The 14067-nt window shown below is 45.5% G+C and carries 13 protein-coding genes; 7 read left to right on the forward strand and 6 right to left on the reverse strand.

Annotated features, from left to right (window positions below):
* Positions 1 to 136: 136 nt before the first annotated feature.
* A complete protein-coding gene (locus tag QT990_RS14525) occupies positions 137 to 925 on the reverse strand; it encodes a TIGR03943 family putative permease subunit (protein ID WP_333144288.1) in 789 nt (262 codons plus the stop codon).
* Between the two features lie 160 nt (positions 926 to 1085).
* Positions 1086 to 2165 carry a permease gene (locus tag QT990_RS14530; protein WP_333144287.1) on the reverse strand — a complete coding sequence of 360 codons (1080 nt, stop codon included), beginning with the start codon at positions 2163 to 2165 and terminating at the stop codon, positions 1086 to 1088.
* A gap of 644 nt (positions 2166 to 2809) precedes the next feature.
* Between QT990_RS14530 and QT990_RS14535 the strand changes: the two genes are divergently transcribed.
* The gene (locus tag QT990_RS14535) at positions 2810 to 2944 is read left to right on the forward strand and encodes a hypothetical protein (protein WP_333144286.1); all 135 of its coding nucleotides are present in this window, start codon (positions 2810 to 2812) and stop codon (positions 2942 to 2944) included.
* A gap of 317 nt (positions 2945 to 3261) precedes the next feature.
* On the forward strand, positions 3262 to 4722 hold the full coding sequence (locus QT990_RS14540) for an ATP-binding protein (protein WP_333144285.1): 1461 nt from the start codon (positions 3262 to 3264) through the stop codon (positions 4720 to 4722).
* Positions 4723 to 4955: 233 nt separating this feature from the next.
* On the opposite strand, the gene dnaN is transcribed toward QT990_RS14540, so the two are convergent.
* The 3 genes from dnaN to dnaA form a co-directional block, all read right to left on the reverse strand.
* The gene (gene dnaN / locus QT990_RS14545; RefSeq protein ID WP_333144284.1) at positions 4956 to 6095 is read right to left on the reverse strand and encodes a DNA polymerase III subunit beta; all 1140 of its coding nucleotides are present in this window, start codon (positions 6093 to 6095) and stop codon (positions 4956 to 4958) included.
* A gap of 298 nt (positions 6096 to 6393) precedes the next feature.
* Positions 6394 to 6711: a hypothetical protein gene (locus QT990_RS14550; protein WP_333144283.1), complete on the reverse strand. Its 318-nt coding sequence runs from the start codon at positions 6709 to 6711 to the stop codon at positions 6394 to 6396.
* Positions 6712 to 6722: 11 nt separating this feature from the next.
* A complete protein-coding gene (gene dnaA, locus QT990_RS14555; protein WP_333144282.1) occupies positions 6723 to 8090 on the reverse strand; it encodes a chromosomal replication initiator protein DnaA in 1368 nt (455 codons plus the stop codon).
* Between the two features lie 210 nt (positions 8091 to 8300).
* Here dnaA and QT990_RS14560 point away from each other — a divergent pair, with 210 nt between their 5' ends.
* The 4 genes from QT990_RS14560 (at position 8301) to QT990_RS14575 (ending at position 11747) form a co-directional block, all read left to right on the forward strand.
* A complete protein-coding gene (locus QT990_RS14560) occupies positions 8301 to 9542 on the forward strand; it encodes an HhoA/HhoB/HtrA family serine endopeptidase (RefSeq protein ID WP_333465371.1) in 1242 nt (413 codons plus the stop codon).
* Positions 9543 to 9673: 131 nt separating this feature from the next.
* Positions 9674 to 10207 carry a peptide deformylase gene (gene def, locus QT990_RS14565; protein ID WP_333144280.1) on the forward strand — a complete coding sequence of 178 codons (534 nt, stop codon included), beginning with the start codon at positions 9674 to 9676 and terminating at the stop codon, positions 10205 to 10207.
* A 187-nt stretch (positions 10208 to 10394) separates the two neighbouring features.
* Positions 10395 to 10967 carry a TerD family protein gene (locus tag QT990_RS14570; RefSeq protein ID WP_333144279.1) on the forward strand — a complete coding sequence of 191 codons (573 nt, stop codon included), beginning with the start codon at positions 10395 to 10397 and terminating at the stop codon, positions 10965 to 10967.
* Between the two features lie 180 nt (positions 10968 to 11147).
* Complete coding sequence (locus QT990_RS14575; RefSeq protein WP_333144278.1) at positions 11148 to 11747, forward strand: TerD family protein; 600 nt, start codon at positions 11148 to 11150, stop codon at positions 11745 to 11747.
* Positions 11748 to 11981: 234 nt separating this feature from the next.
* On the opposite strand, the gene lysS is transcribed toward QT990_RS14575, so the two are convergent.
* Positions 11982 to 13535 carry a lysine--tRNA ligase gene (gene lysS / locus QT990_RS14580; protein ID WP_333145605.1) on the reverse strand — a complete coding sequence of 518 codons (1554 nt, stop codon included), beginning with the start codon at positions 13533 to 13535 and terminating at the stop codon, positions 11982 to 11984.
* A gap of 230 nt (positions 13536 to 13765) precedes the next feature.
* On the opposite strand from lysS, the gene QT990_RS14585 reads away from it, so the two are divergent.
* Positions 13766 to 13984, forward strand: a complete 219-nt coding sequence (locus QT990_RS14585; protein ID WP_333306232.1) for a hypothetical protein — start codon at positions 13766 to 13768, stop codon at positions 13982 to 13984.
* Positions 13985 to 14067 lie beyond the last annotated feature (83 nt).

Below are 14067 nucleotides of genomic sequence, written 5' to 3' on the forward strand. Positions count from 1 at the left end.
TTGGCAACTCCTACAGGATGGTGTTGCCACTTTTATAGCTGACTGTACCTTGTCTTAATTTGCATAGGGAGGACGGGTCTGGGGTGTCCATCTCACCACAATAAAGGTAAAATTTAATCTCATACTTACTCCACATCTAATAATCATAAGGGTTTTTGGGCTCAGGAATTGGTTTGAGGGAGGATGCTTGAATGATTAATTTGCGCTTGCCTTGCAGTTCTTCTACGATCGTTTCTCCTTCTATTTCTAGCCAACTGTCTGGGGCAAAGGTGGTGCGGCTTTGACCGATCAGTAATTTTACCGGCAACCCGATCGGATAGGCGTCGGCCGCGCAGCAGGTAATGATAAAACGCCCGATCCACATATATTGTTCTGCTATGTTGGGGGGATGAATTACAAATCCTTGAACTTTGACTTTTTGACCTCTGTATATATCCGGTTCGGGGTTGAAATTTAACAGCCGCACCCATTCGACGAGCGATCGCTTTTCTGGTTTTGTATTATTGCGAAATTCTTGGGGTTGCAGTCTGGTGATGGGCAGGGATTCGGTGAGGCCTCGTTCTAATGCTGTCTGGCTGGTAAATGTGCGTGGCGTTGTTAGTAAACCTATTAATGCGACGCTCAACATTAAGGTGCTGCCGATACTGGGGGGAAACAAAGTAACGTGTTCAACTTCGGTGGTTCTGAGAGAGTTATTTGCTGGTGATGTCCGCGATTGCTTTGTGGTGCGATCGAGTTTTAAGAGTTCCCAAGCTTTTAAACCGCCAATAACCATTAAGCCGATTCCTCCCGCTAGAGTCAAGCCAAAGTAATTGGGGTGAATGAGAATGCTTAATTTGCCGGTGATCCAATATTTAAGAAGCAGTATTCCCCAGGCTAAGATAGCTAGGGCGTCCAGCCAGGGGCTAATTTTTTTAAGATTCATTAGTTATTAGTCATTGGTCATTGGTCATTAGTCATTAGTTATTAGTCATTAGTCATTGGTCATTAGTTATTAGTCATTGGTCATTAGTTATTAGTCATTGGTCATTAGTCATTAGTCATTGGGAATCTATCGTTAGTTGTCAGTCCGGTTCAATTTATTATTAACCTAAATGCAAGTTGACAGCAAGGGTCATTAAAAAGGTTAACTGAGCGGCCAAGACAATTAAGTAAACTACTGCTCGACCTTTAAAAATTGACAACATTAAACCGATGCCTTTGAGGTCAATCATCGGGCCGAAAACGAGAAAGGCTAACAGCGAACCGCTGGTAAATGTGGAAGCAAAAGACAGGGCAAAAAAGGCATCTACTGTAGAACAAATCGATACGACTGTGGCTAATAGCAGCATGGCTAGAATCGAGGAAACGGGGCCTTGGCCGAGGTTGAGAATTAGTTCGCGGGGTGCGCCAACTTGAATGATGGCTGCGATCGCACTTCCGATTACCAACACTCCTCCCAATTCGCGCAACTCCTGTACCATAGTATCTAAAAGCAGGCGCAAACGCTCTTTAGAAACGCGGTGGAACAGGGAGGAACGTTTCGAGGTTTTTTCTGTTTTGCTTGTTTGTAATCGCTTCCAGTCGTCTTGTAGCAAAGATTCGATCGGCACCACCCCCCCCGGCTGACCCAGCATAAATGTTCCCGACTGCAAAAGCAGCGGAGTGTTAGCTTGGACGAGTTCTTTTTCGGAAAACTCTGGTTTTGGCAAGGGGATTGCGCGGGCTACAGAAGGTTGCAGCAGAGGCCGCAAGTCTTTTTGGGCGCTGAACACCCAGCCGATAATTGTGGCTATAAACAGAGAAAATACCACCCGCAAAACTACAATTTCTGGCTGATCGCGAAATGCCGTCCAAGTCGCCCAAATTACCACGGGGTTGATGGTGGGGGCCGCCAGCAAAAAGCCGATCGCCGCTGGTGCGGGAACTCCCTGCATCAGTAACCTGCGGGCTACGGGCACGTTACCGCACTCGCACACGGGAAACAAAAAGCCGATCGAACTGCCCATCAAAGCCGCCAGCAGCGGGTTTGATGGGATGCGCGATACGAGTTTGCGTTCGTCTACAAAGCCCAGCAGCAAACCTGAGAATAAAACTCCCAGCAGCAGAAAAGGTATTGCCTCTACTAACAAGCTGAGAAACAGGGTGAAAGCATTATTTAACTGATTCGTCAGGGCGGGTTGCATCGATCACCTACTGGTAGATTGCTATTTAGCTATACGTCTTTGGTAGAACTGCTTGTATATCATACCAAAGCATAGCACTAAGTTAAGATCCCGTTAATTATTTTTGCCTTTTTTTTGCTGGATTTTGTAGATATTATATTTTAATCAATGCTGATGCCTTGAATGATTGGGAATGGTTAAACTTGTTTTAATTTGAATGAATTTCTATTCATATCCGCCTCGTACAGCCAATCAATAATTGACCGAAATTATCCAGGATACAAGCCCCCGAATTTATCCCTGGGGTCAATGCTTCAATTCTAAAATCTAAAATCTAAAATCTAAAATCTAAAATCTAAAATCTAAAATCGATTGACTCTGCCAACCGTCGCCGATTTGATGGATCTTTCGGTTAACAATGGTTGATTGTAGAACAACTGCTAAGGCAGATTTGGCAGATTGCGGGCGAGGATAACTCTTTTATATAACGATCGCTATAAAATTGCTTTGTAGCGATGACTTTAGTTTTCACGACAAACCTATAGGGGACGCACTGGCAGGTGTGCCGCTGGCTGGCCGTTACGGGGGGTTGCGAGTACCGGATCGGGGAGATGGGATGAAATCGCCTCAAATGCCCTAGCTTGCAAGGCGTCCCGCCATCGCGATTGCAAGCTAAAACTCAGGGACGCGATCGCCCTAGCTTTGTGCTTTTAACTTGTCTGCTGACGGGCTACATCGTGTTGGCGATCGGGCAATTCCGATTTTCTTCTATTATCAATCAATTATATTTCTCAGCCTAATAATTTATTAACAAAAGGTTAAGACGATAACTTAAGGTTAATGAATAGTTAAATAGTTAAACCAAGCGTTAATACCGCTCAAGTCAGTATAAAATAAAGTCAGGTATAATTACCAGGGCGCATTTATCTCGGTGATCCTCAATCTTGCCTAATACTTTAAGTGGTAAAATTTTCCTTGCTACAGTCAGTTTTTTGTGTAATTTAAAATGCAGTTTGCCAGGGGGATGCCGGTCAAAACACTCAACAAGTCACCTGTTGACCTTTGGTAGCTGAATGTCGCTGGCAAATAGAACCCAAAAAAGCGTGCTGATAAATTTATGTTGAATACCTCCTGCGTAGAAAGACCCGTCCAACCCATCTCCGAGGCTGACCTAGGAGAACTTTGTTTAGACTCTACTCTCCAACAATTGTCGCTTTACGATTTTCAGGTAGAAGCTACGGATTGGGGAATGCGAATTTCCCAGATGTTAGAAGCTAATCCGCTGTTACCGGGAGTCATTGTCACCCATCAAGGTGAATTTGCCGGTATGATTTCCCGGCGGAGATTTTTAGAATTTATCAGCCGTCCTTTTGGGCGAGAATTATTTTTAAAGCGACCTGTGAGGGCTTTGTACCGCTTTGCCGAAACTGAGAGTTTAATTTTTCCCAGCAATACTTTAATTGTGGATGCAGCGAGGAAGTCGCTGTTGCGATCTAAAGAACTGCTTTACGAACCGATTGTGGTTCAAGTTTCGCCTCAAACTTATAGTTTGCTAGACGTGCACGAACTGCTAGTAGCCCAATCCAACATTCATGAACTAGCAACAAAATTGCTGAGGCAGCAAACTCAATCTCAACTAATTCAAACAGAAAAACTAGCAAGTTTGGGACAGATGGTAGCTGGAGTCGCCCACGAAATTAGAAATCCCGTCACCTGCATCAGCGGAAATCTCGGCTTTTTGTCCAACTACTCGAAAGACATCATGGATTTGCTGTCTGCTTACGAAGACATTGTGGGTGACAGCGAAAAAATTGGCGAACTCAAAAAACACATAGAATTTGATTTCTTGCAAGAAGATTGGGTGGAAATTCTCAAAAGTATGAAAGTTTCATCGCAGAGGCTGACCGAACTCGTCACCAGCCTGCACACCTTTTCTCACATGGACGAAACCCACTTGAAGCAAGCTAACATCCACGAATGTATTGACAGTACGCTGCTAATTATGAAAAACCGTCTGAAGTACGGGTTTAATGTAGTTAAAAACTATGGTGATTTGCCTTTAGTCAAGTGTTACTCTGGTCAGTTGAGCCAGGTATTTATGAATATCATCAGCAATGCGATCGACGCTTTGGAAGAGGCAAAAGCAGAAAAAGATTTTATGCCGGCGATTACTATTGAAACCGAGGTAATAGAGAGTTCTGACGGAGACTGCGTGAATTCGGAATTACTTCAAAATTATGTTATGGGCGATGGCGTCCCGCCCCGCAAGCTACGACAAAATGCCAAACAGCTATCATCCGCCAGCCAAAACGGCGACTTCAGCCTAGAAGCAGCGGAAAAAAATCAAAATAACGCTTGGATAGCCATCCGAATTGCCGATAACGGGCCGGGAATACCGCCAGAAATTCAGCGGCGGATTTTTGAGACATTTTTCACCACTAAACCGGCGGGGAAAGGTACCGGTTTGGGGTTGGCAATTACCCATCAAATTGTTACGGAAAAGCATAAAGGCAAGTTGAATTTGCATTCAACGCCCGGTACCGGTACTGAATTTGAAATTTTGTTGCCATTGATTTGAAGCAATAAGTCATATCACATCTCTCTTCTCTTTATCTGCGTGAATCTGCCTCAATCCCTTGTCATCTGCGGTTAATACATTCTCTTTTTTTAACCGCAGATACAGGCAGATTAACACCGATTAACGCAGATGAATTATATCAATTCCGGTTGCACCATCGGTGATTGTTGACTGTTGACTGTTGACTAATGACTAATGACTAATGACTACTGACTAATGACTAATGACTCTTTTTAAGCTCTTAGCTGCACTGGCATTACCAAGAATGTAGCATTGACTCCGCCCAAAGGCTGGAAAATTACTGGGGCTAAAGCACCGTTTAATTGCAGTTGAATTTCTGGGGATTGAGCAGTTTTCAAAATGTCAATTAAGTATTTCACGTTGAAAGCAATATCTATGCTATCTCCCGAAATCTGTGCGGGCATTGACTCTTTGCCACAGCCGACATCTTTAGCATCTACAGACAAAGTAATTTCCTGATTTTCCTCGTCGATGCTGCATTTGAGAATATTATTTTTTTGGTCGGCAAAAACGGCAATTCTTTCTACTGCTGCTAAGAACGATCGCCTTTCTAAGGTAATTTGTCGCTCAAAAGACGGCGGAATCAACTGCCGGTATGCGGGATATTGCCCTTCCAAGGTGCGGGTTGTCAGCCGCTGGTCTGCCCATTCAAACACTACTTGACCGTGTTCAAAATGCAGCGTGACAGGTTCAGTCCACTGCCGCATCACCAGCATTCTTTCTACTTCCCGCAATGCTTTAGCGGGGACTGTCACCTCAAATTCTTCTTGGGTTTCTTCGCCTTCAGATTTTTCATTGGCAGTTTGAACTACTGCCAATCTGTGGCCGTCTGTAGCTGCAAACTCCAGGCAATCTTGCAATACCTTTAAATGCACGCCTGCAAGTACCTGTTTTGCCTCGTCGGGGCTAGTAGCAAATAAAGTTCCTTTGAGTCCTTCTATCAAGGCTTCCGGTGGCAATTTAAGGATTGTTCCGCCTTCTATTGCAGGCAATTCAGGGAATTCTTCCGGGCCCATGCCTCTAACTTGGTAGCTGCCAGAACTGCAAGTGAGATATGCTACGGTGTCCCCCGCTTCGTCTTCTAGAGTAATCTCTCCATCTGGGAGTCTCGAAACAATATCGTTAAGCAATTTAGCGGGTATGGTAAAACTGCCGCCGCCAGTCACTTCTGCTGCGAAGCTGGTACGAATGCCTAAACTGAGATCGAAAGCTGTCAAGCTAACCCGCTGATTTTCCTCATCCGCTACTAAGAGCACGTTGGCGAGTACCGGATGTGTCGGGCGGGAGGGAACGGCCCGACTTACCAACGAGAGGTTGGCGTTGAGGTCACTTTGGGTGCAAACCAATTTCATGGTACGAAGGTTAATTAACCGGATTTGAAACAGAAACAAATGGTATCACAGAAAGCCGGCGGGTCGGTTTTTCTCTGTCAGGGCTTAAGCCTGGGCGCTTATTCCCGGTTTCTACGCAAAATTTTGTCTGTAAAAACGAGAAATCTTCCAAGAAACCGGGTTTCTGAGGTTCGCGCGCGTCGTGAACTATCTGTGTAGGGTGCGAAGGGCTCACCAGTTTTTTTTAGTTTATTGAATTATTTTTGTATCGATCGCCCTGTGGAAACTGTGGAAAAAAAAGCTAACTGCTTGCTGGGCGTCACTTATAGGTAATAAATACCTGTGGAAAACTTGTGGAAAAGCTGGTGCGGTCGATCGCCCATTTTTGTGCAAAAGCTGTTTCGGGCGATCGAGTAAAGTTTTCCACAAACGGAAGGCAACTTTTCCACAGGTTTTTCCACAGGCAAGATTGTCTATTATGGGAATTGTTGACTGTTGACTGTTGACTGTTGACTGTTGACTGTTGACTGTTAACTGTTAACTGTTGACTGCGTGGAGTGATGACAACTGACAACTGACAACTGACAACTGACAACTGACAACTGACAACTGACAACTGACAACTGACAACTGACAACTGACTTGTTCTCAACTTTTGCGGCTGACAACATTAATTCGATCGCTCAACTGACGCAAAGTTTGAGCCAAATTCGGGTCAGTGTTCCGCAACTGAGCAATTTTGTCGCAACTGTAAAGCACAGTCGTGTGATCTTTGCCGCCAAACACTTCACCAACTTTCGGCAAACTCAAACCAGTATGCTGCCGAATTAAATACATCCCTATTTGACGGGCGAGACTAATTTCTCGCCGCCGGGAAATTCCTTTCAAATCTTCAACAGAAACATCAAACTCCTCAGCCACAACTGCAATTACTGCATCTGGCGTTGCCTCTACGCTTTCAGTTTGCGGATTCAAAACGGGGGCGATATTTTCCACGGTCATCGGCAAACCAGTAATTGAAAGATATGCTACCGCCCGAATCAAAGCTCCTTCCAATTCCCGCACGTTGGAAGTGTAACTAGAAGCAATGTATTCAATCACATCTCGCGGCAGTCGCATATTTTCATACTCGGCTTTTTTCTGCAAAATTGCCATCCGAGTTTCCAAGTCGGGCAATTGAATGTCGGCAATTAATCCCATCGAAAATCGGGAACACAAACGCTCTTGCAGGCGGGGGATTTGCTGTGGCGGACGGTCAGAAGCTAAAACTACTTGGTTTCCCGCTTCGTGCAAAGTATTAAAAGTGTGAAAAAATTCTTCTTGAGTGTATTCTTTCCCTTCAATAAATTGGATGTCATCTATTAATAAAACATCGGCAGCGCGATAATGATCGCGGAAAGTTTGCATACTGTCTTTGCGAATGGCTGCGATTAAATCGTTAGTAAATTTCTCAGTAGAAACGTAAAAAATCTTGGCGTTGGGGTCAATTTCCAAGCGATAATGACCGATCGCCTGCATCAAATGAGTTTTGCCCAAACCAACGCCACCGCACAAAAATAGGGGATTGAATTCTCGGCCCGGAGACTCGGCTACCGCGAGGGAAGCCGCGTGAGCCATGCGGTTGTTGGAACCGACGACAAAGCGGGAAAATAAGTATTTTGGGTTTAAATTGGCGGGTTTGGGGGGGTGAAGCGAGTGGCTTTCCATATCGGCGATGGGGGAGGGCCAAATTATGGCGGAGTCACTGCTGCCACCTGTTTCGTTTCCTCCGGCAATGGTCAAGTAAATGTCTACGGGATAGCCGAGAATTTCTGCGACTGCATCGGCAAGGATTTCTCTGTAATATTTTTGCAACCAATTGCGAGCAAAGGGGTTGGGGGCGCTGACAATCAAACAGTTATTTTCGAGTTGTTCGGCCCTAGCAGTTTTGATCCACGTCTCAAAGCTAGGTCTGCTCAGTTGTACCTGGAGACGTTCAAGTATCTGATTCCACAGACTTTCGAGGGGAATGTCCACTGCTCACCTCTGCCGATCGGCATTCAAGATATTAATTCTACTCTAGAGAGTTTAGTCGTCAGATGCTAAAGTTTAAGGGAGTCTGCCGTAGCACGGGCGAGGGCGGGACGCCATCGCCCAAAAATTTGGCGGCTCTGCAGTCCGGCGCCAGGTATCGGGGAGCGGATCAGCAAATATTTAGATTTGGCAGGAAAGCCTTAAAACATGGCCATGAAGAGTTCTACTGGCAAATTTTGGAAGCAACCAGCAATTTACATATTGCTGCTGGTAACGGGAGCCGGGGCCGCCATGTTGGGCGATCGTCTGACGGTTTCTCAATTTCGTGCAAATTCTGGCGATTCGGGACAAAGGGCGCTGGAACCGAAATTGCAACTGCCTCCTAGTACAAAGGATCAAGCTAGGAAAGTCTTGCCGCCGGTTTCCTTGTCGGGCGACGCGGCTAATGTGAATTTTATTGTGGCGGCGGTGGCAAAAGTTGGCCCGGCAGTGGTTCGGATCGATGCTTCGCGCCGGGTGAAACCGGGAAATAGAGGGGTGTCGCCGGAAGATTTTTTTGGCATAGAACCGAATTCGGGTGGCCGGGGCGGGATCGAACGCGGCACTGGTTCGGGTTTTGTCATCGGGGCCGACGGCCTGATTCTCACTAACGCTCACGTTGTAGAGGGAGCCGATACGGTAAATGTAACTCTCAAGGACGGCCGCAGCTTTCAGGGGCGGGTGTTGGGGGCTGATAAGGTGACGGATGTGGCTGTGGTGAAGATTGAGGCGAGTAATGTGCCTGTAGTGACGATCGGCAATTCGGATAAGCTGTTGTCTGGGGAATGGGCGATCGCGATCGGTAATCCTTTGGGTTTGGACAATTCCGTAACTGCGGGGATTATTAGCGCTACGGGACGATCGAGCTCTGATGTCGGCGTACCTGACAAGCGGATCGGTTTTATTCAAACAGACGCTGCAATTAATCCGGGGAATTCCGGCGGCCCGCTGCTGAATGCTTCGGGCCAAGTTATTGGCATGAATACGGCGATTATTCAAGGTGCTCAAGGGTTGGGGTTTGCGATTCCCATTCAGGCGGCGCAACAGGTGGCGAAGGAACTGATTACGACGGGGAAAGTCGAACACGCTTATTTGGGTATTGAAATGGCGACGCTGACTCCAGAGGTTAAGCAGCAAATTAACAGCAATGCTACCAGCAGCCTGCGAGTTGCAGTCGATCGGGGTGTGGCTATTGTTAGCGTTGTTCCTAATTCTCCGGCAGCAGCAGCCGGTTTGCGGGCTGGAGATGTGATTCAAAAAATTAATAATCAGCCGATTATTCAGTCGGAAGCTGTTCAGGAGTTCGTGCAAAATGCTAAGGTTGGCGGTCTGTTGCAAATGGAAATCAACCGCAACGGGCAAATAGTTAATTTGACTGTTAAACCGGGGAGTTTGCCGGTTCAAAAAGTTGGATAAGAAGGAAAGCACGACACGGATTTGGACACGGATACACGGATTAATTATTGAGTGAGTAAGTTATATTTTGTTCCTCAACCCAACCGACAAAACTGTAACAACAAATAACCAATAACAGATAATCAATAACTATGGCAGAAATATTACAAATATCGCAATTAGGAAATCCCGTGTTGCGCCGCCGATCGCAAGTTGTCGAGAATATTAAGGACGATCGCATTCAACAGTTGATTGACAGCTTAATATTTACAGTACAGCAGGCAAACGGAGTGGGGATTGCCGCCCCTCAAGCCGCTCAGTCCGATCGCCTGTTCATCGTCGCATCCCGCCCCAACCTGCGGTATCCCCAAGCACCCCACATGGAACCCACAGCGATGATTAATCCCCGGATTGTGGCTGCATCAACAGAGACAGTCAAAGACTGGGAAGGCTGTTTGAGCATTCCGGGGATTCGGGGATTAGTGCCGAGAAGTAGGGCGATCGAGATAGAATACACCAGTAGAGACGGCAAACTCCACCGACAAGAATTGACAGACTTTGTGGCCCGAATTTTTCAACACGAACACGACCATTTAGATGGAATCGTGTTTTTAGACAGGGTGGAAAATACCCACGAACTAATCACAGAGGATGAGTATCAGCAGCAATTTGTCAAGCTACTTTAACCAAAAGCATTCAGCGTACAGGCCCCCGATTCATCCGCAGGGTCGCTTTCTTCAATTATCCAATCTAAAATCCAAAATCTAAAATCTAAAATCGATAGATGAGTACCAAAAGGAAATTGTCAACTTACTATAACACTTGATATAATTGCTAGTAGTAACGCCAGTGATGTTGTGAATAGGAGGGCAAATGTCTATCAATTTGGAAAAAGGCGGGAGAATCAATCTCTCTAAAGAAGCACCGGGGCTAAAAAATGCCGGGATTGGTCTGGGATGGGATACCAATGCTACAGACACAGGCGCAGCATTTGACTTAGATGCTTCCGTGTTTATGTTGGGGGCTAATGCAAAAATTCCCAGCGAAAAATACTTTGTTTTTTACAACAGCAAAGAGTCGCCGGACGGTTCTGTAATACATCTGGGAGATAGCAGAACCGGAGAAGGATTTGGTGATGATGAAACCGTTACAGTCGATTTAACCAAAGTCGATCCGGCGGTGCAAGAAATTGTGTTTGTGGTAACAATCGACCAAGCAGAATCGAGAAGGCAAAACTTCGGTCAAGTGCGGAATGCTTTTATCAGGATTTACGACACCACTACTAACACAGAAGTCATGAAGTACGATTTGGATGAGGATTTTTCTCGGGAAACTGCCATCGAATTTGGCCGACTTTACAAGAAAGATGGCGAGTGGAGGTTCCAAGCAGTGGGACAAGGCTACAATTCCGGCTTGCAAAGCTTTGTAGATAAGTATGCCGCATAAAATGTCGATCGCTCCTAGCTAAATAAATCGAGGGGAAATTCGGAAGCAGGAATGTTTCCCTCGATTTTAAGCAATCAGACTCATGAGGTGACAAACCAGATGGGAATTCAATTAAAGAAGGGCGAAAGATTTAATCTTTCTAAAACATCTCCACTATAAACCATACAAAATCACAAAACTATGGCTATCAACTTAACCAAAGGACAATCAATAGTTCTCAGCAAAAGCGAATACGACTTGTCCAAACTCACAATGGGTTTGGGCTGGGATGTTGCACAAGCTAAAAAAGGTCTTTTCGGGCGAAGCAGCGGTGCAAATTTTGACTTAGATTCCTACGCTATGCTGCTGGGAGAAAATGGCAAAATAAAGAACTACAAAGAAGATGTAATTTATTACTCTCATTTGGAGTCAAAGGACAAAACAGTTGTTCACTCAGGCGACAATCTCACGGGCGAGGGAGAGGGAGACGACGAACAAATAGTGGTGAAACTGAGTTCTTTGCCAGCAGAATATCACAAAATTATTTTGGGCGTAAATATTTACGATGGAAAAGAGAGAAAACAGCATTTCGGCCTGGTAGAAAATGCTTTTGTGAGAGCTGTAGATGCCGCCGGGAAAGAAATAGCTCGCTATCGCTTGTCAAATGACCCATCTTATGAAGGAAAATTAAATATGTTGATGGGAGAAGTTTATCGAGAAGGCGGCGAGTGGAAGTTTAAGGCTTTAGGAAATCCTTTGGCTGAGGATATGAACGGTGTTGTCGGTTCGTTTATGCGGTGATATCAAATCTGTTAAATTCAGGCTTGTAGGGGCGGGTTCACCCAAACTACCTGTCAATAATTGACAATCTCTATAAACCCGCCCCCTCCCAACCCGCCATCAAAATGCACATTTTCCGCATTAAAGAAACATCAAGGTTGATGTAGGTTATCTGTGGTGGTGGGGCGGGTTTATAGAGACTGTTTGTGGGAATTAAATGTTATTGGTGAACCCGCCCCTACAAAAAATTACGAATCAATCTTTAACCGGCCGCATTGTCGGGAACATGACGGCATCTCGGATGCTTTGAGTATTAGTTAAAAGCATCACCAATCTGTCTACACCGATACCCATTCCCGCACAATTAGGCATTCCCAAAGATAGCGCTTGAATAAAGTCTTCATCCATTGGATGCGCTTCGTCATCGCCCGCATTTTTCTGTGCTAACTGTTCCTCAAACCGCTTTCTTTGCTCTTTCGGATCGTTCAATTCTGAGAATCCGTTTGAGTATTCTGTACCATTGATAAACAGCTCGAAACGTTCTACAAATCCAGGCTTGCTGCGATGTCCTTTTGCTAAGGGACTGACTTCGACAGGATAGTCGATGATGAATGTAGGTTGAATTAGTTTGGGAACAACTAATTTGTCAAAAACCGCATACAGCACGTAGCCTAAACTCTGTTTTTCTAACTTAGACAGGTGCAATTCTAGTTTGGTTGCAGAGGATATCGCACTTTCTAAGTCCAAAGTGTCAAAATCCAGCCCAAACTCGTCTCTGACAGCTTCTACCATCGTTTTCACTTGCCAGTGTTTGCCGCTAAAACCGGGATATTTTTCGCTGTAGTCGAACTTGCGTTCTAAACTAATCGTTTCCCCCTGATTTTCAATTTCCTTGACATCCCCAAATACAGCCGCCGCTGCGAAACACATCACGTCTTCGACAACTCCTAAAATGTCGAAAACATCAGCATAAGCTTGGTAGACTTCTAAAGAGGTAAACTCTGGATTGTGGGTGCTGTCAATTCCCTCATTTCTAAATGCTTTCCCTAGTTCAAATACTCGCTCGAAACCGCCGCAAATTGCTCTTTTTAAGAATAATTCTGGAGCCACTCGCAAATACAAATCTACCTCTAAAGCATTGTGGTGAGTGATGAATGGCTTAGCAGCAGCACCGCCATAAATAGCTTGCAGTGTCGGGGTTTCTATTTCGTAAAAATTTGCTTGCCAGAGATAGGAACGGATGCTTTGAACGATGCGGCTGCGGAGCATAAAACGGTTGAGCGCATCTTGGTTGCTTGCCAAATCCATTTCGCGGTGACGGCGGCAAACTTCCGGGTCGTTAATTCCATAATAAGAATCGGGAAATTGAATAGTAGCTTTTGATAAAAGCTTTAATTCCCTCACTAAAATAGAAAGTTCTCCCCTGGGGGTGCGGCAGCCGATACCTTCGACGCCGACAAAATCGCCGACATCGAGCAATTTTTTAATTTGTTCAAAGCTCAAACCGACTTCGCCGGTGACGATTGCTTTCTCGATTTTGAGTTGAATTTTGTCTGTGGCGTCTTTTAAATCGATGAAACCAATTTTGCCGCTGTCTCGCTTGGAAGTGATGCGGCCGGCTAATCGCAGGGGAATTTCTTCGGGGTCAATTTCTCCGTTTTGGAGTTCTTTTCCCGGCTGACTAAATATTTCGCGAACTTGCTTGGCTGTGTGCGATCGCGCGTAGGATTCACTGGGATACGGTTCTATGCCTTGCGATCGCAGTTCGTCTACTTTTTGACTGCGGACTTCGGCTTCACTGAGAGTCATTAGTTATTGCCTGATTAAAATTACAAATATCTGACATCTTGCACTATTCTGGCGATCGTGCGATCGGGCGTTGCTCAAAGCAACGCCCCACAAGAAAATTCACTCTTTGTGGAACAGGCATCTTGCCTGTTCGCCATCGAGCTGCAAAATGTCAGAAACACCAAACTCTATCATAACTGGTCAACATAGACCAATTTGTCAGATAATCTAGACACACTGGCGATCGACAGATGCGGAAGGTCAGTAAGGTTTTAATCCTGACGGAAGTCTTCTATCCTCTCCATCCCTCCTACTCCCTCTCCCCAACAGTCAACAGTCAACAGTCAGCAGACAACAATTTGCGATCGACTGCACAAAGCGGCCGAAACATTAAAAAATTAAGTTGTCTGTCGATCGCAACAGGTGAGATGATATGTAGTGCAGCCTCACGGCAGTTCCACAGAAACTGAACAGCAGAAACGCGAGCGATCGAACTCGACTCATCGCTCCTCTGTCAGAATCGACCACACACACTCTCTCTTACATATAAAAA

The sequence above is a fragment of the Microcoleus sp. T3_B1 genome (assembly GCF_036700445.1).
Taxonomy (GTDB): Bacteria; Cyanobacteriota; Cyanobacteriia; order Cyanobacteriales; family Microcoleaceae; genus Microcoleus.